General features: G+C 58.1%; 14 protein-coding genes. 7 read left to right on the forward strand and 7 right to left on the reverse strand.

All coding sequences use genetic code 11. From position 1 onward, the window contains the following. Positions 1–29 precede the first annotated feature (29 nt). The 5 genes from B0G52_RS17385 to B0G52_RS17405 form a co-directional block, all read right to left on the reverse strand. A complete protein-coding gene (locus B0G52_RS17385; protein ID WP_094046590.1) occupies positions 30–869 on the reverse strand; it encodes a carbohydrate ABC transporter permease in 840 nt (279 codons plus the stop codon). Positions 870–872: 3 nt separating this feature from the next. Next, entirely contained in the window at positions 873–1763 is an 891-nt protein-coding gene (locus B0G52_RS17390) for a carbohydrate ABC transporter permease (RefSeq protein ID WP_094046592.1), read from the reverse strand. A gap of 68 nt (positions 1764–1831) precedes the next feature. Continuing rightward, positions 1832–3169 (reverse strand): ABC transporter substrate-binding protein, encoded by a 1338-nt coding sequence (locus tag B0G52_RS17395; RefSeq protein WP_158223752.1) that lies wholly within the window; start codon positions 3167–3169, stop codon positions 1832–1834. 370 nt (positions 3170–3539) lie between these two features. Beyond that, positions 3540–4460 carry an ABC transporter permease gene (locus B0G52_RS17400; protein ID WP_158223753.1) on the reverse strand — a complete coding sequence of 307 codons (921 nt, stop codon included), beginning with the start codon at positions 4458–4460 and terminating at the stop codon, positions 3540–3542. Further along, a complete protein-coding gene (locus tag B0G52_RS17405) occupies positions 4457–5380 on the reverse strand; it encodes an ABC transporter permease subunit (RefSeq protein ID WP_094046598.1) in 924 nt (307 codons plus the stop codon). Before B0G52_RS17405 ends, B0G52_RS17400 begins: the two co-directional genes overlap by 4 nt. A 181-nt stretch (positions 5381–5561) precedes the next feature. Between B0G52_RS17405 and B0G52_RS17410 the strand changes: the two genes are divergently transcribed. From B0G52_RS17410 to B0G52_RS17440, 7 genes are all read left to right on the forward strand, one after another. Then, positions 5562–6899: an ABC transporter substrate-binding protein gene (locus B0G52_RS17410; protein ID WP_143762582.1), complete on the forward strand. Its 1338-nt coding sequence runs from the start codon at positions 5562–5564 to the stop codon at positions 6897–6899. Positions 6900–6936: 37 nt separating this feature from the next. Next, the gene (locus B0G52_RS17415) at positions 6937–8286 is read left to right on the forward strand and encodes an ABC transporter substrate-binding protein (RefSeq protein WP_094046602.1); all 1350 of its coding nucleotides are present in this window, start codon (positions 6937–6939) and stop codon (positions 8284–8286) included. Positions 8287–8553: 267 nt separating this feature from the next. Then, on the forward strand, positions 8554–10032 hold the full coding sequence (locus B0G52_RS17420) for an Lsa family ABC-F type ribosomal protection protein (RefSeq protein WP_094046604.1): 1479 nt from the start codon (positions 8554–8556) through the stop codon (positions 10030–10032). A 941-nt stretch (positions 10033–10973) separates the two neighbouring features. Further along, the gene (locus B0G52_RS17425; protein ID WP_094046606.1) at positions 10974–11552 is read left to right on the forward strand and encodes a TetR/AcrR family transcriptional regulator; all 579 of its coding nucleotides are present in this window, start codon (positions 10974–10976) and stop codon (positions 11550–11552) included. A 31-nt stretch (positions 11553–11583) separates the two neighbouring features. Next, the gene (locus tag B0G52_RS17430) at positions 11584–14772 is read left to right on the forward strand and encodes a bifunctional cytochrome P450/NADPH--P450 reductase (RefSeq protein ID WP_094046608.1); all 3189 of its coding nucleotides are present in this window, start codon (positions 11584–11586) and stop codon (positions 14770–14772) included. Positions 14773–14894: 122 nt separating this feature from the next. Further along, positions 14895–16610, forward strand: a complete 1716-nt coding sequence (locus B0G52_RS17435) for a M28 family peptidase (protein ID WP_094046610.1) — start codon at positions 14895–14897, stop codon at positions 16608–16610. Next, complete coding sequence (locus B0G52_RS17440) at positions 16607–17398, forward strand: GNAT family N-acetyltransferase (RefSeq protein WP_094046612.1); 792 nt, start codon at positions 16607–16609, stop codon at positions 17396–17398. Before B0G52_RS17435 ends, B0G52_RS17440 begins: the two co-directional genes overlap by 4 nt. A gap of 566 nt (positions 17399–17964) precedes the next feature. On the opposite strand, the gene B0G52_RS17445 is transcribed toward B0G52_RS17440, so the two are convergent. Further along, positions 17965–19008, reverse strand: coding sequence for an NADH:flavin oxidoreductase/NADH oxidase (locus B0G52_RS17445; protein WP_094046614.1), 1044 nt, complete (start codon positions 19006–19008; stop codon positions 17965–17967). A 235-nt stretch (positions 19009–19243) separates the two neighbouring features. After that, positions 19244–20140, reverse strand: coding sequence for an SDR family oxidoreductase (locus tag B0G52_RS17450; protein WP_094046616.1), 897 nt, complete (start codon positions 20138–20140; stop codon positions 19244–19246). Positions 20141–20223: the final 83 nt, after the last annotated feature.

The following is a 20223-nucleotide window of genomic DNA, read 5'->3' on the forward strand; positions in this document are numbered from 1 at the left end:
CATCCTTTTCTCGGGTTGTCGTTCTTATTCTACCCTTTCAGGCCGGACGTTGCGATTCCTTGCGTGAAGTATCTCTGGCCGGCGAAGAAGATCAGCAAGCTCGGAACGATGGACAGCACCGACATCGCGAATACCGCTCCCCAGTTGGAGTTGCCGCTGGAATCGAGGAACAGGCGCAGACCGAGAGGCACCGTGAATTTCTTGATGTCGCTGAGATAGATCAATTGACCGAAGAAGTCGTCCCACGTGCCGAGGAACGTAAAGATCGCAGCCGTCACCAGAGCCGGCGTGCAGAGCGGCAGAATAATGCGGAAGAACAGCATGAACCAGCCGGCGCCATCGATCTTCGCGCTCTCGTCGAGCTCTTTGGGGATACCCCGGATAAACTGGACGATCAGGAACACGTAGAACGCCTCGGCGAAAAATTTCGGAACGGTAAGAGGCAGGAACGTATCCACCCAATCGAGTTCATGAAAAATGATATATTGCGGAATCAGCGTCACGTGGCCCGGCAGCATGATCGTGCCGAGCATGAGCGCGAACCACAGCTTTTTCAAAGGGAAATCGATTCGCGCGAAGGCGAAAGCGGCCATGGACGAGCTCAGCACGACTCCGAAAACGGCGATCACGCACAGCATGATGGAGTTGACGAAGAAGTTGCCGAATTGAATATTTCGCAGACCGGACCAGCCGCTCTTGTAATGCTCGAGCGTAAAGGAGCTCGGCCACAAGTTTTTGTCGGTAAAAATCATGGTCGTCGGTTTGAAGGAGCTGCTGATCAGCCAAAGAACGGGATACAGCATCAACGCTCCGAGAGCCAGAATCAACAAGTGCAAGAGACCGTTTTTGACATTCTTGGGTATCGTCATCGTTTATTTCCCCCCATCCGAATAGAAGACCCAGTAACGAGAGGACAGGAACAGCAAGCCCGTAATGATCGCTATAATGAAGAGCAATACCCAAGCCATAGCGGAAGCGTAGCCCATGTCAAGGAAAGTAAAGCCCTTAATATACAAATAGAGGGAGTAGAGCAGGGTAGAGTTGATCGGTCCGCCGGACCCGCCGCTGATGATGAAAGCTTTGGTGAACGTCTGGAACGACTGGATCAGCGTAATCGTCAGGTTGAAGAAGAGCACCGGCGTGAGCAGCGGCATCGTAATTTTCGCGAATTGGCGCACTTTGCCCGCTCCGTCCACGGTTGCGGCTTCGTAGAGCTCCGTCGGAATTTGCTTAAGACCGGCCAGGAAAATGATCATAACCGATCCGAACTGCCAGACGGATAACCCGATCAGCGAATAAATCGCATAAGAAGGACTGGAGATCCAGGCAGGACCTTCGATTCCGACCATGGCTAAGCCTTGGTTGAACACGCCTTCTTTGTCGAATACTTGTTTCCACAGCACGGAGATGGCAACGCTGCCTCCCAGCAGGGAAGGGATGTAGTAGATCGTACGGTACAAATTCAGCAGACGCAGTCCCTGGTTGAGCAGCATCGCGATCGCGAGGGCGAACGAAAGCCGGACCGGGACGGACAGGAACACGTACTTCATCGTGACCCAAATCGAGTCTTTCAGCCGGTAGTCGTCGGTAAACATGCTTACGTAGTTTTTCGTGCCGATCCATTCCGGAGACGTCAGCAGATCGTATTTCGTGAACGATAAATACAGCGAGGCGATAATCGGACCCAGCGTCAAGGCGAAAAATCCGATCAACCACGGCAGCAGAAAGGCATACCCGGCCAAGTAGGTTTTATATTTTCCCATCGAGCATCCTCCTCCATCCTAAAGGGAAAAAAGGGGAGCCGTGGGGGCTCCCGCAAAGAATCCCGTTTCTATTGGTTTGCTCTAGCAAGCATTTTTTGCATCTCTGTCATGAATTCTTCCGAAGCGGAATCGATAGAGGCTGCGCCGAAGGCGATTTTCTCGCTCGTCAATTTCAGAAGCTTGATGAATTCATTGTCATAAGGGAAGTGCTCGTATCCGTTGCCCGTCGAAATCTTCGTCGCGAGCGAGATGTAGTCGTACAGAATTTTGTCGACCGGAGTCGATTCCGCGGACAGCGCGTCGCGGATTTTCGCCGAAGGCGGAACGCCGCGGGTGCTGCCCAGGATGACGGCCGCTTCGGGATCGTTGACCATGAAGTCCATGAACTTGGCGACTTCCTCCGGATATTTCGTTCCTTCATAGGAAGTAATGAATTGTCCGGACACCGGAGGGCTCATTCCGTTGCCGGCAGGACCGGCAGGGTTCGGCAGCAGGCCGAGCTGGTCTTCCGTCAAAGCTTGGTAACCGAAAATTTGCGAAGCGGACGCGCCCTGGATGGCGACTTGCCCTTTCACGATCAACGATTTGTCGACGGCATCCGGCGGATTGGCGACTTGAACTTCCGCAGGAACGATCGCTCCGGCTTGGCGAAGCTCGTCCCACATCGAGAACCAGTTGACCACGTCCTGCTTGTCGAACTTGAGCTCGCCGCTGCGATAAAGCTCTTTGCCGTGGGCGGCCAGGTAAGTCGTGAAGGACGCGTTGTCGCTGGACAGATCGTAAGAGCCATAGAAGCCTTTGCCCAGCTTCTCGCTGATTTGCAGCGCGCTGTTCTTGAAGTCGTCGAACGTCCAGCTTTCGCCGTTCGGGACCGGAACGCCGGCTTTGTTGAACATCGTCGCGTTGAACAGCAAGGCTGTCTGGCTGACGCCCAGCGTAACGCCGTACAATTTGCCGTCCGCGGTCGCTTCGTTGATCAAGCTTTGATCGAAGTCTTCCAGGCGGATGGCATTGCCGACATACGGCTGCAAGTCGAGCAGCGCGTTGCGTCCGACGTACTCCATGATGTTGCCGCCCATCTGGATCAGATCCGGAGCGTTGCCCGCGGCGATCTGCGTGTTCAGCTTGTCGAAGTAGCCGTCCATGCCGGAATATTCGGCCGTGATTTTGATGTTCGGATTCTGTTTCTCGAACAGCTCGATGGCGGCAAGCGTTTTATCGTGTCTCTCTTGCGACCCCCACCATGCCATTCTGAGTTCAACGTTGCTCGGTTTCTCCGAAGCTTTGGCCGAAGCGCTGGGACTGGCTGCGCCAGAGCCCGATTTGGAGTCGTTCGCGTTGCCGCAAGCGGACAGCAGAAGCGCGCATGTCGCTAGCGCGGCGAACAAAGGTTTTTTGCGTAACATGGAATCGGACCTCCTTTTTTTAACCTGCATGTTCATCATAAGAACTATTCGGTCCCGCGAACATAAAGAAAAGTAAGGGGAACGTATAAAAATGTTAGGTGTTGCCGAAGACACAGAAAGAAAAGGCGTCCCTTGGTCCGTTTCGGACGACGGAAGGGACGCCTCTGTTACTCCAATGTACTTTCTTATAGTGCGTGTTCAAAAAGTCGGCTTTTCAGGACCGAGAAGGTTGGATGAAGCTTAGGGATTGAGGAGCGGAGCGTAGGAAAACCTACGTGAGCACCGGAAAGCCCGGCTGAATTCAAGATTCGATGTCGAATCCCCTTCCTGCTCTACTTCGTCATCAAAAGCTGACTTTTTGAACATCCTCTTATAGATAAGAATGCTTGGCGTAGGTCCGCTTGTAGCGCTGCTCAAGTCCGTTGGAGACGAGCTGGAAGCCCATGATCAGCAGGACGTAGGATGCCAGGGGAATGAACAGAATCCATTGATTCACGTACAGGAAGCCCCGGGCTTGTCCGATCAAACCGGCCCATTCGTTGGTGCGGCTATGATACTCGGGAGGGTCCATGTACATCGTCGTGCCGCCTACGAACAGGTTAAAGATCGCCAGCTGCCCGAACAGCGTCAGCACGAGCACGATTTCCTGCACGAGCAAAATGAGGAAGCTTTCCTTCAGGAACGGGAACAGATGAGAACGAACGATCGTCCAATGCCCGGCCCCGAGCGATTCGCTGGCAAGCACGTAAGGCCGGTCGCGCAGGACGAGCGTCTTATCCTTGATCGTCGACAGGACGGAAGGGACCCCGACCGCCGTCAGCACGATTCCGAGCAGCACGGAAAGCTGCAGCGGAGACAGGGAGGAATTGATCGAGATGCCGATCAGCAGCAGCCACGTGATCAGGAAGATCGGAATGCCGTTGAGCGCCTTCCAGGAGTCCCCCGCGGACCGCTTGTCCGCTTTGTTCCCTCCGAAATAGCCGAGCAGCATGCCGAGCAGACCGCCTGCGAATACGCGCGCCAAGGCGATGCCGAAGGACAGGAACAGCGTATATTTCGCGCCGTCCAGCAGCTTGGCCAGCAGGTCGTAGCCGTATTTGTCCGTGCCGAGCGGATATTCGCTGCCCGGAGCGGCAGGAGGAGCGACCACTGTTCCCTTGCCTTGATCGTCCACGATATATTCGACTTTTAATTGGTCTTGCAGATCGTGGGGCGACAAATATCCGCCGAACAGGGCGCCGAGCGTAATCAGGACGGTAATCGCCAGTCCGGCCAGCAAGCTCTTGTTCATCGGGCGATCACCTTCTCCCATCCCCATAGATACAGTCTGATCAGCGCGTATACGACGGCGTACAGAACAATTAATGTCATTAATCCATTAACGACCAGCGCGTATTGATACCCGCCGAAGCCGAAAGCGTCGGAGAACAGGAACATTGTCACTCCATTGAGGTTGTACAAATATTCCACGACGAAAATGTTGCCCATGAGAATGCCGAGCAGCTTGTGCAGATCTGCCTTGAAGAAGGGAAGCACGTTGGGCAGGGCATGATGGAAGACGATGCGCATTCTGCTTAATCCGCGCGCTTTGGCGAAGCCGATGTAATCCTCGCTCAGCGTAAGCTTCATCTGCATCGCCACGTTCCGGATCATGTAGTTGGCCGGAATGATCGTGGCGGAGAGCAGCGGCAGCGCGATCGCGGGATCGTCCGTGGACAAGCTGGCGACCTGGAACACGACGGCTCCGGTTTTCGACGCGATGAAGACGACGGCGAATTGCAGCAGCATAATCATTACGAAGTCAGGCAGCGCGCCCAGCAGCTCGACGATCCGTTTCAGCCATTCGGCCTTGGAGAGGGCGAAGTAAACGCCGATTATCAGGCCAAGCGTCATGCCGAGCAGGCTTCCGGCGGAAATATAGAAGAACGACACTTTGAAGGAAGCGCCGATCCGCTCCCAGAAGGAGTATTCGTTTTTGCCGGAGACGAAGCGGAAGGAATCCCCCGATCCGAGTCCGCCTAAGTAGTCGCTTAAGGCGGCAAAGCTTTGCGACCAGTGCAGCCGAAGCGAGCCGCCGTCCCCGTCCAGCTGAAGCAGCAGCGGAAGAAGGGAGACGGAGAGTATGAACGCCAGCGCGATTGGAACGATCATCGAGGCTTTGACGAGCCTGAGCATGCTGAATTTCGCTTCCTTTCCATCATTCTGATCCATCTAGTATAGCTTCGGACAGAATAGATGAGAAGCGGATTCCGCAAAATCCAGGCGCCGTTAACATGATACAAACGAGGCATTTCTTACATTAATCAACGGACTATTCCTCGATGCGCTGAATTTTCCGCACACTTGTAATAAAATGGCATCATTGCGCAGCTAAAACCGGGGGTGGATACCGTTGAGTAAGAGGCACGTGATGCTGATCGCCGCAACCGCTCTAGCGCTAATAGCCGGGGGATGCGCTTCGAAGCCGGACGGCGGAGGGGAATGGAAAACGTTCGAGCAGGACGAACAGGCGTCGTTAAAGGTGATGTACTGGGACGAGCAGTCGTTCCATGAGGATTACGGGAATCTGTTTAAAAGTTATTACCCGAACGTCGAATTCGAAGTGATCGGGCTTCCGGTCGGCTCGGATCCGTCGCTTACGGTTACCGAATTATACAACCGGCATATCGAAGAGAACCGCCCGGATATTCTATTTGTCGACAAGCACCGGTGGCTTGCGGAGGAAGGCAAGCTGTTGGAGCTGGACCCGATCATCAAGCGGCAGGAGTACGACTTGAGCGGCTACATGCCGGCCGTTCTCGCCAAGCTCCGGGAGGAAGGGGACGGCAAGCTGTACGGTCTGTCTCCGAATTTCAGAAGCTTCGGTCTCTATTACAACGCCGCCTTGTTCGAGAAATACGGGATAGAGCGGCCTCGCGATTCGATGACGTGGGAAGAAGTGTTCGAGCTGGCGAAGCGGTTCCCGGCTGACGGAGAAGGGAACGACAGGGTGTACGGGTTTGCGTTGGACGGATTTTCGTCGCCGCTGACGGACATTGTGTACAGCCTGATGGCGCAAAACAGAAAAATTCTCAATGCGGACGGGACGGCGGTCGGGCTGGAAGGCGATTCCTGGAGGGGGATTTTCGAATCGATCGTCAGCGTCGTGCGATCCGGGTCCTTCTACTTGCCGACGCCGGAAGAGACCGCCAAGCGGACGAGATTCATGGAGGACGACCGATTCCTGATGGGGAGGTCGGCCATGACGTATCGGGATCATCTCTATCTTCGCCAACTGGGGAATGCCTCCGTCGACTGGGCGGTCGTCAGCGCTCCCGTCGAAGCGCTTAATCGCACGCAGAGCAGCGCCTACGATCCGGGTCCGGCATTCGTCATCAGCAGGCAGTCTGCGAACCCCCGCGCCGCGTGGGAATTCGTCAAGTACGCCAATTCCGGGGAGTTCGCCCAGATCAAGTCGAAATCGAGCTCCGACTTCCTGTTCAGCAGAACCGAATACATCCGTCCTCCGTCGGAGCGCGACGTGACGGGACTGTATACACTGGATCCTGTCGCGAATGCGAGCGACGAGTTCGTGGCGCTCGAACCGAGGCTTAAAGTCGACTTGGTGCAGTTGATCGCAAGCGAATTGACGGCCGCGGCGGAAGGCATCAAGACGCTGGACGCGGCAATTGAAGCAATGCGCGAGGACGGTAATGTTTTGCTGGCGCAGATGAAGGCGGCGAGACCGTGAATGCTCGCGAGAAAAAACGGTCAAGGGGCTGTTCGACATGAACCATATAGGCCGGATAAAATCGGCGATTCTCGCATTTGCGCTAGTCGTCGCAGGCTGCGACGGCGGAAGCGCGCCAAGCGGTGAGTGGGCGCCGCTCGGCTCGGAGGAAGAAGCGGCGATAAGAATCGGCTATTGGAGCGAGAAGCAATTCAACGACGACTACGGATTGATGTTTCGGAGCAAGTATCCGAACGTGAGCTTCGAAGTAATCGGCTTGGACGACCTGTATTCCGACCCGACCCTGACTGCCGCTCAGGCGTATGCCAAGTATATCGAACGTCATCAGCCGGACGTCTTGTATCTCGGCAATACTTACCGAACGTTGGCCCAGGAAGGAATGCTGCTTGAACTGGACCCTTGGATCGAGAAGCACAAATTCGATCTGGACAGCTATTCGCCTGTGTCCCTCGCGCTTCTTCGCCAGGAAGGGGACGGCAAGCTGTACGGGCTAAGCCCGAATTTTTCTTCCTACGGAATTTTCTACAATGCAAAATTGTTCGAGAAGCACGGCGTCATGCTTCCTCATAACGCGATGACTTGGGAAGAGCTGTTCGAGCTGGCGAAGCGGTTTCCGACGGCCGGGGACGACGACAGCCGGCTCTACGGATTCACGATCGACGGCTACTCGTCTCCGCTGTTCGACATTCTGTACAGCCTTGCCGGCCAAAATAGAAAGCTGGTGGACGCCTCGAAGTCAAGGTTGACGGTTGACGGCGAGCAGTGGAGAAAGCCGTTCGAAGCAATCGTCGACGTATTCCGCTCCGGTTCGTTCCGCCATCCTTCGCCCGAAGAGCTGACCAGAACGATGAGGACGGCCGGGGACAATCGGTTTCTTGCCGGCCAGTCGGCGATGACTTACAGCCAGTCGTATTTGATTCGGGCGTTAAGCTCTTCGGCCCTCGATTGGGGCGTCGTCTCCGCGCCGGTAGACGGGCTCGACCGGTCGAAGAGCGGCTCGTATAGTCTGGACGGCGTGTTCGCCATCAGCAAGACGACCCGCAACGCGCGGGCGGCATGGGAATTCGTCCAATACGTCAATTCGGCCGATTTCGCCCAGGTGACGTCCAGAGCGGGCAGGGAAGTGCTGTACAGCCGTTCCGAATTCATACGGCCTCAGGAGGGCCGGGACATCTCCGGCTTGTACAGTCTTGAGCCTCTGCTCCACGCAGATGAATCGTTCGCTTCACTTCCGAATCCGGTTCAAGCGAAGCTTACGCTTGCGATCGTTAATGAGCTCATCGCGGTCATCGATCATTCCAAAACGCTGGACGAAGCGATCGAAGCGATGCTGGCGGAAGGGGAGGAGATACTGCTTCAAACGAATGCGGAGGAGAAGTCCGGTTGAAATGACTCTTTGATCGTGTTAGGATATACGTATTCTAATGTTGGGAGTGAATGGATCGAATGTGATTATTCTTGCGAACGGTAAAACAATATCGCTTCAAGCGATCGTCTGTTTTATTTTGTCGTGCAAGAAAATTGCATTCCTCTTTCGCTCAGACCGTATATCCTGATTCTGCCCGCTTGCGGGTCGGGTTAGCCGTATATCTATTTGAGTCGCGAGAATGTAATTTTCTTGCGGCTTATTTATTTGTGCGGAGGGATGTATTTTATGTCATTAATTAATGTGCAAAACCTTACGTTCGCCTATGACGGCAGCTACGATAACATTTTCGAAAACGCGAGCTTTCAGATCGATACCGATTGGAAGCTCGGATTCACGGGGAGGAACGGCAGAGGGAAGACGACGTTCCTCAACCTGCTGCTGGGCAAATACGAATATGAGGGAACGATTCACGCGAGCGTGGATTTCGAGTATTTTCCGTTCCCCGTGCGGAACAAAGAAAGCAATACGCTGGACGTCGTCGACGAAATATTGCCGGACTACGAGTATTGGCAATTGTCGCGCGAGCTGTCGCTGCTCAAGCTGTCGGACGACGTGCTGTACCGTCCGTTCGAATCGCTGTCCAACGGGGAACAGACGAAGGTGCTGCTGGCCGCGCTGTTTCTGAAGGAAAACAGCTTCCTGCTGATCGACGAACCGACGAACCATCTGGACTTGAACGCCAGACGAATCGTGAGCGACTACTTGAAGGCCAAGAAAGGCTTTATTCTCGTCTCGCACGACCGTGCCTTCCTCGACAACTGCGTGGATCACGTTCTGTCCATCAACAAGACGAATATCGAGATTCAGCGCGGCAATTTCTCCGACTGGTGGGACAATAAGCAGCGCCAGGACAACTTCGAGCAGGCCGAGAACGAGAAGCTGAAGAAGGACATCAAGCGTCTGAACGAAGCGGCCAAGCGGACGAGCAAGTGGTCGGACGAGGTGGAGAAGTCGAAAACCGGCATCCGGAACGCCGACTTCTTCGTGGACAGAGGCTATATCGGCCATAAGGCCGCGAAAATGATGAAGCGTTCCAAATCGATGGAGCGCAGGCAGCAAGAGGCGATCGACGAGAAGTCGAAGCTGCTTAAAAACGTCGAAAATGCGGAACAGCTGAAGCTTGCGCAGCTTGCTTACCATAAAAGCCGGCTTGTCGAGCTCGACCGGGTATCGATCCGCTACGGGGAGAGAACGGCGTGCGAAGACGTCGCCTTCACGGTCGAGCAAGGGGACAGAATCGCGCTAATGGGACCGAACGGTTCCGGCAAATCGAGCATTCTCAAGCTGATCTGCGGGGAAAAGCTTGAGTACGACGGTACGCTCAGGGTGGGAAGCCAGCTCAAAATTTCCTACGTCTCGCAGGACACGTCGTTTTTGCGCGGCAGCTTGACGGATTACGCGAGGAGCAGCGGCATAGACGAAAGCTTGTTCAAGTCCATTTTGCGCAAGCTCGACTTTGCCCGGGTTCAGTTCGAGAAAGACATGTCCGCCTACAGCGGCGGGCAGAAGAAGAAGGTGCTGATCGCGCGCAGCCTAAGCGAGCAGGCGCACCTGCACGTATGGGACGAACCGCTCAACTTCGTGGACGTCATCTCCCGCATGCAGATCGAAGAGCTGCTGCTGGAGCATTCGCCGACGCTTCTGTTCGTGGAGCACGACAGCGAGTTCTGCGACAATATCGCGACTAAGGTCGTGCGGCTGTAATCGGGGGATTGGCGGGGCTGCAACCGGATGGGATCGGGTTAGAGCGAGCTGCGGCGTGTGTTTAGGGCTGCAGCCGGGTTGGGTCGGGTTAGAGCGAGCTGCGGCGTGTGTTTAGGGCTGCAACCGGATGGGATCGGGTTAGAGCGAGCCGCGGCGTGTGTTTTGGGCTGCAGCCGGACTGGGTCGGGTTAGAGCGAACTGCGGCGTGTTTTTAGGGCTGCATCCGGACTGGGGCGGGTTAGACGAGCGTCAGCGTGTTTTTAGGGCTGCAACCGGGTGGGGTCGGGTTAGAGCGAGCTGCGGCGTGTGTTTAGGGCTGCAACCGGATGGGGGCGGGTTAGAGCGAGCTGCGGCGTGTGTTTAGGGCTGCAACCGGATGGGATCGGGTTAGAGCGAGGCGCGGCGCATTTTTAGAGCTGTAGCCGGACTGGGTCGGGTTAGAGTGAGTCGAGGCGTGTTTTTAGGGCTGCAGCCGGACTGGGTCGGGTTAGAGCGAGCCGCGGCGTGTGTTTAGGGCTGCAACCGGATTGGGGCGGGTTAGAGCGAGGCGCGGCACATTTTTAGGGCTGCAACCGGATGGGATCGGGTTAGAGCGAGCTGCGGCGTGTGTTTAGGGCTGCAACCGGATGGGATCGGGTTAGAGCGAGCCACGGCGCATTTTTAGGGCTGCAACCGGATGGGGTCGGGTTAGAGCGAGCCGCACCGCATTTTTAGGGTTGTAGCCGGATGGGGTCGGGTTAGAGAAAGAGAATAGAGGTTGGTGAAGCTTGTAGCCCGACTGCGTCGGGCTATTCTTTCTGTCCATCATTTTTGTCGGACTGACTCATGGGGATAGCCCCTTCATCATGCAGCAGAGTTGATATTGCAATTAAAATGAGATAAAATGATATCAAATGATAGATAATACTATCATATACAGTGAAAAGGAGGAGGAAGAAGCTATGAGCAGCGGCAGAACGGCAGCCAAGGAGGCGAAGCTTCGCGCCATTCTCGACGCGGCGACGGAACTGCTCGTCGAGAAGCCGACCGCTTCGTTAAACGATATCGCAGAATACGCCGGCATCGGCATCGCCACGCTGCACCGCTATATCGAAAGCAGGGAGCAGCTTATGCTGCAGCTCGGCTTGCGGGCGGTCGAGGTTGTGGAGGAGACGTTAAGCCGGATTCGGTCCGTCGGGGAGATCGGCGACGATTACATTCGGGAGCTGATCGAAGCGCTTATTCCGCTTGGCGACAAGATCAACTTCCTCGCGAACGAAACTTCGCTTCACTACAGCGAAGAGATGAGCGCTGCCGAAGCAAGGGTGAAGGAGCCGATCCGGGAAGCGATCCGATCGCTCCAGAGCGGGGGCGCATTCCGCGAGGATATGAGCGCGGACTGGATTTTGGAAGTGCTGTATTCGCTGCTGTTCGTTACCTGGCAGCAGGTTCACGAGGGGCGAATCGCCAGCAAATCGGCGGCGAAGCTGGTTATCGACACGTTGTATCACGGTGTGGCGGCAGGCGCGGATCGCGGCTGACGATATCCAATCGGAGAGGATGTGGAGCGCGATGAAGACCGGTTATGTTCCCGAACCGAAATCCTACGGCTTGCTTGGCCATCTGTCTTTGATCGATAAAGAAAAGCCGACCCTGTCCATGTGCAAGCTGGCGGAAGAACTCGGCCCGATCTACCGGCTGCGGGGCCCCGGATTTTCCATGCTTGTCGTGTCGGGACACAAGCTAGCGGCGGAAGTGTGCGACGTATCCCGGTTCGACAAGAACGTCTACGGCGAATTGCAGAACGTGCGCGCCTTCAGCGGCGACGGGCTGTTCACGAGCTGGACGCACGAGCCGAACTGGCGCAAGGCGCACAACATTTTGCTGCCGACGTTCAGCCAGCAGGCGATGAAGGGTTACCACGACATGATGACGGATATCGCTCTGCAGCTCGTGCAGAAATGGGCGCGGCTGAATTCCGACGAGAGCATCGACGTGGCTGACGACATGACTCGGCTTACGCTCGATACGATTGGCTTATGCGGTTTTAACTATCGATTCAACAGCTTCTACAAGGAGAGCCACAGCCCGTTTATCGTCAGCATGGTGCGCGCGCTGAACGAGGCGATGAATAGGAGCGGACGGCTCGGCATCCAGAATTTCTTCATGGTCAAGACGAAGCGGCAGTTCCAGGAAGATATCGCGACGATGTTCGAACTGGTGGACAAAATTATCGCCGAGCGAAAGGCCAAGGGGAGCCAAGGCGACCTCGATCTGCTGGCCCGCATGCTGAGCGGCAAAGACCCGCAGACGGGGGAGACGCTGGACGATGAGAACATCCGCTACCAGATCATCACCTTCCTCATTGCCGGACACGAGACGACGAGCGGCCTGCTGTCGTTTGCGCTCTATTTTCTGCTGAAAAATCCGTCCGCGCTCAAGAACGCCTGCGAGGAAGTCGACCGCGTGCTGACCGGATCGATCCCGACGCACAAGCAGGTTACCCAACTGAAGTACATCCGCATGATTCTGAACGAGTCGCTGCGCCTGTGGCCGACCGCTCCGGGGTTCGACTTGTACGCCAAGGAGGACACGGTGATCGGCGGGCAGTATCCGATGAAAAAAGGAGACACCGTCAGCGTGCTGCTGCCGCAGCTTCATCGCGATAAGGAGGCATGGGGAGAGGATGCCGACTCGTTCCGCCCGGAGCGGTTCGAGGATCCGTCCAAGGTGCCGAATCATGCCTACAAGCCGTTCGGCAACGGAGAGCGCGCCTGCATCGGCATGCAGTTCGCGCTGTATGAGGCGACGCTTGTGCTCGGCATGATTGTCAGGCATTTCGAGCTGATCGATCACCGCGACTATCAGCTGGATGTAAAGCAGACGCTGACGATTAAGCCCGGCGACTTCACGATGCGCGTCCGTCTTCGTCCTGGACGGCAAGTATCGGCGGCAAGCGCGGCTCCGGCAGCGGCTGAAGAGATCGCCGGGCAGCAGGAGGAGCGCCAGCCGCTTGCTCCGACCGCCATGCCGGGGGCGGAGAAGACGTCCTTGCTCGTGCTGTACGGCTCCAACCTCGGAACGGCGGAAGGCATTGCCCGGGCGGCGGCCGATTCGGCCCGCGCATTCGGCATGAAGGGCGAGGTCGCGCCGCTTAACGATTGGGCCGGCAAGCTGCCGACGGACGGAGCGGTGCTGATCGTGACCGCGTCCTATAACGGCAAGCCTCCGCAGAATGCGGCCGGCTTCGTGAAATGGCTGGAGCAGGCCAAGCCCGGGGAACTGGAAGGCGTGCGCTACGCAGTGCTCGGCTGCGGCGACCGCAACTGGTCGAACACGTACCAGAGCGTACCGCGATATATCGATGAGCTGCTTGAGCGAAAGGGAGGCCGCAGAATTTCCGCCCGGGCGGAAGCCGATGCCGGCGGCGATATGGAAAAGCAGCTCGGGCAGTGGAGGCGGGCGCTGTGGGCGGATATCGGCAAAACGTTCGAGCTGAACGTCGGCGGAGACGAGGGGCGGGAAGGGCCGGCGCTGGGCGTTCGGTTCGTCAACGCGCCGCCGGACGTTCCCTTCGCGCGAACCTACGGCGCCGCGTACGCCGACGTGCGCGACAACTGCGAGCTTCAGTCGGAGGGCAGCGGGCGGAGCACGCGCCATCTCGAAATCGCCGTACCGGCAGGAACGGCGTACAGGGAGGGCGATCATCTCGGCGTGCTGCCGGTTAACGGCAAGGATAACGTCGACCGCGTCATTCGCCGCTTCCGCCTTAACGCGAGCAGCCAATTGATCTTGACGGCGGAGGGGAGCGGCGCTGCGCATCTGCCGCTGAACCGTCCCGTGAACGCAGCCGATCTGCTCAGCCATTGCGTGGAGCTGCAGGAGCCGGCTACCCGCGCGCAATTGCGGGAGATGGCCGCGTATACGGTCTGCCCGCCGCATAAGCGCGAGTTGGAGAGCTGCCTGGAAGAGGCCGCTTACGAGGAGCGCATTCTGAACCCGCGTGTATCGATGCTGGATTTGCTCGACAAATACGAAGCGTGCGAGCTGCCCTTCGAGAAATTTCTGGAGCTGCTCCCGCCGCTTAAGCCGCGCTACTATTCGATCTCCAGCTCGCCGCGCGTCCAGCCGGAACGGCTCAGCGTGACGGTCGCCGTCGTCCGGGAGCCGGCCCGAAGCGGGTTGGGCGAATATCGCGGCGTCGCTTCCACTTACTTGGCCGGGCGTCAAGCGGGCGACGACGTGCTCGTATTCGTCCGCTCGCCCGAATCGGGCTTCCGTCTGCCGGAAGATCCGGCTGCGCCGATCGTTATGGTCGGGCCGGGAACGGGCGTGGCCCCGTTCCGGGGTTTCCTTCAGGCGCGGGCGGAACTGAAGAAGCAAGGAGCCGGGCTTGGCGAGGCTCATCTGTTCTTCGGCTGCCGGAGCGAGGCGGATCATCTGTACCGGGAAGAGCTGGAGCAGTACGAGAAGGAGCGCATCGTTACGCTTCATACCGCCTATTCGCGGATGGAAGGAAAGTCCAAGACGTATGTGCAGCATTTGCTGTCCCGCAACGCCTCCGAAATCATTCGTTTGTTATCCGGGCAAGGCCATCTTTACCTTTGCGGAGACGGCGTCAGGATGGCGCCAGACGTCGAAGCCGCGCTGATGCAGGCATATCGCGACGAGCGGGGAGCGACGCCGCAGGAGGCGGCGGATTGGCTGCTCGCCCTGGAGCATGAAGGCCGGTACGCAAAAGACGTGTGGGTCGGAAAATAGCAAAGAAGGTCTCGGGCCGTCAAGAAGCGAATGTAATCTTGACGGCTTTTTCGGCTGTGTTGCGATCGCAGGCAACGACGGCTTCGGCCAGCCAATTCGACTCGTCCGTCAGGAGGGCTTGCATGACTTCTCAACCGCCTCTCGCCGGCAGAGCTTCCGCCGGAGCCGGCGCGGTCGCGGCGCGGCTGCTGAAGCGCACCGGCATTGCCTCGGCGCTGTTAGTCGCGCTGTTCGCCGGACTGCTGCAGGTTCGCGCTCCGCAGCCTGCCGGTCCGGACGCTCCGGCCGACGCATTCTCCGCCGCACGCGCGATGGAGAAGGTCGGCGTCATCGCCGCCGAGCCGCGTCCTGCCGGATCGCCCGCCCATGACAGGGTGAGGGATTTTTTGCTGGCGGAGCTTACAGGGCTCGGACTTCAGCCGGAGGTGCAGACGGCGGAAGCCGATTCGATATGGGAACCCGGGCGTCGCGTCCCCATCGAAAATATCATCGCACGTTTTCCCGGCACGGCCGGCGGCAGCGGCAAAGCCGTCTTGCTCATGGCGCATTACGATTCCGTCCCGGGTACTCCGGGAGCGGGAGATAACGCGGCGGCCATCGCCGCCATGCTCGAAACGGCGCGGGCGCTTAGAGCGGGCGAACCGCTCAAGAACGACGTGCTGCTGCTTATGACGGACGGGGAAGAAATGGGGCTGCACGGAGCCAAAGCGTTTGCGTACGAGCACCCGTTGGCAAGGAGCGTCGGGCTGGCGCTTAATTTCGACGCGCGGGGCAATCGCGGGCCTTCCTTTATGTTCGAGACGAGCGAGGACAACGGCGGCCTGATCCGGGAATTCGTTCGGGGGGCTCCGCAGCCGGTAGCGTATTCCCTGCTGCATTATGCGTATAACCTGCTGTCCAACGAAACCGATCTGACCCCGCTTATGGACAGCGGGCTGCCCGGCATGAACTTCGTGTTCGCCATGGGGCTGAACGCTTACCACAAGGAGAGCGATACGCCGGACAATCTGGACGCCGCAAGCCTGCAGCACCACGGCAGCTATATGCTGGGCCTTGCGAGGCATTTCGGCGGATTGGACCTGGAGAATATCCGGCGGGAGGATAGAGTGTATTTCAACGTTTTCGGCGGAACGATGGTCAGCTATACGCACACTTGGGCGGTCGGTCTGACACTGCCGTGCGCGCTGCTGCTCCTCGCCACGCTATGGCACGGATTCAAACGGCGGCGCTTGACCGTCGGAGGACTGGGAGGCGGCCTGCTGCTGGCGCTGCTCGGCATAGGCCTGACATACGGAATCGGAGCGCTGGCATGGTCGATCGTTCGGGCCGAGGCGTCGCCTCCTCAATATGCGGAGATCGTGGAAGACCCGATCGTCTCCGCGTTCTATTTTGTCGGCGTGCTGGCATTGGCGCTGGCGATCGCGTTCGTGCCGGTTCGGCTCGTCTCCCGATTGATTCGGGCGGACGATCTGTGGGGCGGCGCGCTGCTGCTGTGGATGCTGTTATGCGCAGGAACGGCGCTGTGGCTGCCGGGCGGGAGCTACCTGCTGCTGTGGCCGCTCCTGTTCAGCTTGATCGGCTTGAACGTCAGCTTCGCCGTGCAACGGAATGCGGCCGGGCTGCTCTCCGCTCTATCGGCGATGCCGGGCATCGCGCTGTTCGCGCCGGTCGCGTATTTGACGTTCGTTATGCTCACGTCGGAAATGACGGCAGAGCTCGTCGCGTTCTCGACGCTTCCGTGCACGCTCATCTATCCGCTGTTGAAGGGCGTGGGACGCAATGGGAACGGGAAGGGCGCCAGTAGAGGAAAAGAGGGAATGGAGGAGCAATTGACTTGATTCGAGAATTAACGCCGGATGAGCTTGATCAAATTTTAAGTACGATAGACAGGGAACGTCATTTTCTATACTACTCGTATCTCACGATCCGCAGGCCCAACACGATTCATTTCGGACAGTATTCGGAGCGGGGGGAACTGCTCGGCGTATTGGCTTTTTTAAGAGGGCTGCCGTTTCACGCCTTCTCCGTGTATCCTCTGGCCCGTTCGTTCCAAATAGGTCCGTTGCTGTCGTTCGCGCGAACGCGGCTGAGTCTGCCGGACGGCGCCGCAGGCAGCTTTATCGTCAACGGGAAGGATCTGGCCGATCTGGAGGCGCAGCTGAGATGGACGGGACCTCCAAGGGAACTGCTGCTGATGAAGCACGTTCGCGAAGAGGCTTTGCCTTTGCCGTCTGAAGGACCGCAGGTTCAACTGCTCGACGCTTCGTATTTCGAGCGGATCGAGGCCAAGCAGCGGGAGTGGAACGCGATGGCTTTTTCCCGGGAAGAACTGAACTATCCGTTCTACGGGGTGACGGAGCAGGGGGAGCTGGTGGCGGCGGGCGGCTACCACGTCTTTACCGACGAATACGCGGAGCTGGGGAACATAGGAACGGACGTTGCGCGAAGAAGGAGGGGGCTCGGAACAAAAGTGTGCGCGGAGCTGACCCGCCATGGAAGGGCGGCTTGCGCCGAAGTGTACTTGAACGTGCTGACGGAAAACGAAGGCGCGGTTCGACTGTACGAATCGCTGGGCTACGAGATCGTGTGCAAGCAGTATATTGCCGAATTCGCCGTCGAGGGCTGAAGAATGCACGCGGCTGGACGAAAAGGAAAGAGGGGCTGGGACAGCCCCCAACCCCTTAAATACGAGGGATGTTGTCAGGTTAATCTAAATTCGCGAGGTTGTAGGAGCAAATGTTCGCAATCGAACGACACGGAATCGCATAGGACGATGGGATAACGTTATGGGTTTCGGACGTTGACGGTTGAATGAAGGTTAGCGTTATGGCGTAACGTTATTTCATGGGTTCAGGACGAGATCGGGGGACAAATGGGGAAATAACGTTATGCCGTCGCTCTATTGGCCGCTAGCCTGGCCCGCGTCGGGCATTTAACGTTACGCCGTAACGTTATGCGATTACCGCCATCACCACGACCACCATCGTCACGATCACCATCGCGACCATCACCAACGACCACCATCGTCACGATCACGGCGTCTACCCAAAGGCAGTTGTTCCCCGCGAGCCAGGTTCCCGCCCACCCAACCTTGTGCAATGGGATGGCGGTGTCGCGAAGCGTTGTTCCTGGCTGTATGCGTTGCTCCCTCTCTGGGGCTTAATCTGACCACATTGGGACAGCCCCCTCATCTTAACGGACGTAGATGCCTCTTGCGTACTGCACAGGCGGTTCGGCTTTTCTGGCGACGGTCATAATCGCGTGAAGCGCCCAATAAGGATCGTTCAGCATACCCCGCCCGACGGCGACCAGTTCGGCGTCTCCGTTGCCCAAAGCGGCCTCGGCCAAGTGCGGCTGGTCCAAATTGCCGACGGCGATGATCGGCACGTTCAGCGCTTCCTTGAAGGCGCGCGTGAACGGAAGCTGATAGCCGGGATGATTGGCGGGCTTGCGGCTGCCCGGAGGCGCTTCGCCTCCGCTGGATACGTCGAACATATCGACGCCGGCGTCCTTGTAGCGCTTCGCGATCCGCAGCGCATGCGCGAGGTCGTAGCCGCCGTCCATGTATTCGACCGCGGACATGCGCATGATGAGCGGCATGTCCGCCGGCATGACGCTGCGCGCGGCCTGCACGATTTCCTCGCCGAAGCGAGCCGGATCGCGTCCGTATTCGTCGGAGCGATTGTTGATGCCCGGGGAATGGAACTGGTGGATCAAGTAGCCGTGCGCGCCGTGCAGCTCGATCGTGTCGAAGCCGGCCTCGACGGCGCGGCGGACGGCGTCCCGGAACTTGCCGACCATCGTCCGGACTTCCTCGGCGCCCAGCGCCCGCGGACGCCGGGAGACCGGGTCTCCGTTCGCGCCCGGAACCGGGATATCCGACGCTCCGACGGGCGTCGGCGCATCCTCGGCTTTGCGTCCCGCGTGCGCGATCTGGATGCCGATTTTCGCCCCGTATTTATGTACCTCATCGACGATTCTCGCGAAGGCGGGAATCTGCTCGTCCGACCAGAGCCCCAAGTCGCGGTCGGTTATTCTTCCGTCCGGCTCCACGTCGGTCATCTCCACAATGATCAGTCCCGCGCCGCCTATCGCCCGGGAGACGTAATGAACGAAATGCCAATCGTTCGGCTTGCCGTCGTTCGTCTCGACGGAGTATTGGCACATGGGCGGCATGACGATGCGGTTTTTCAAGGCGAGCCCTTTCAGGGAAAAGGGGGAGTCTAGATGGGTCATCGCTGATCTCTCCTCAGTCTATATGGATTGAACCAATGAAACGGGAAGCCCATTGCATTCCGAAAGGGATGGCTTTGCCGGCTTCAGACAGGTTGTTTTGAGTTGCTCTGATTGATAAGATCTTCATAGGTATGCAACTCAAAGCCAAAAGGCGCGGGCAAAACCATTCCCTTTCTCCATTTCATTGGGGCCGTTCTTCGATGCATCTTTGGTTCAACCTATATAGTTAATGGTGTTAAATTTCTTTCGTATTGGCGTTCTCCGGACTTGTTGTCTTGGACGCGCCCCGGTCCAGCGTCTTGCGGATCGCGGTTTCAATCCAGCGCCAGGGCAGAAAACGGACGGCGGTCACCAGCGAACGGGCGCCTCGCCCGATCGGATGTCTCAGCTTGCGCGTGCGGCCGGAGGCTGCCAGCCGGGCGACCAGCCCGGCGACTTCCCGCGGATGCGGGGCGGATTCGGCCGATTTGCGGGCGAAGCCGAGCACGGAGTTAAGCATTTTCCCGTAAGGGGAGTCGGGCTTGGCGTGGATCGCAGCGAAACCTTTGTCCCAGATCGGCGTACGATAGGCTCCGGGCTCCACGAGGTACACCCGGATGCCGTAGGGCGCAACCTCGAGCCGCAGACTCTCGCTGAAGCCTTCGACCGCGAACTTGGAGGCGGCGTATGCTCCGTAGCCGGGCAAGCCGATCCGCCCGCTGACGCTGCCGATCTGGATGACCGTTCCTTCGCGCTGCCGGCGCATGATGGGCAGAACGGCCTGCGTTGCAGCGACGACGCCGATGAAGTTCGTCTCCATCTGCGCTCTCCACGCTTCCAGCGGCACTTCTTCGGAGAACCCGCCGACGGCGTAGCCGGCGTTATTCACGAGCGCGTCGATCCGGCCGTAGCGTTCCATAATATGCGCGACAGCCGCTTCAATCGACGCGGAGTCGGTAACGTCGAGCCGGACGACCTCGAGCCTGTCGCCGACGCCGAGCCTGTCCGCTTCCTGCATGAGCGGTTCCCGGCGATCCGGATCGCGCATCGTGGCCACGACCCGGTACCCGCCGCGGGCCAAGGCGGTGGAGATCAAAAGGCCGAAGCCGCTGGAGGCTCCGGTTACGAGGGCGATTCGCTCAACGGTCGACATGGGTCAACCTCCTTCTGCTGCTCGAATGATATGGAACTGCTGTTCGTTTGTACCGTCTCTCCCAGTGTACCACGTTTTGCTCC

Origin of the sequence: Cohnella sp. SGD-V74 (assembly GCF_003001675.1) — a bacterium.
In the GTDB taxonomy this organism is placed as follows: domain Bacteria; phylum Bacillota; class Bacilli; order Paenibacillales; family Paenibacillaceae; genus Cohnella.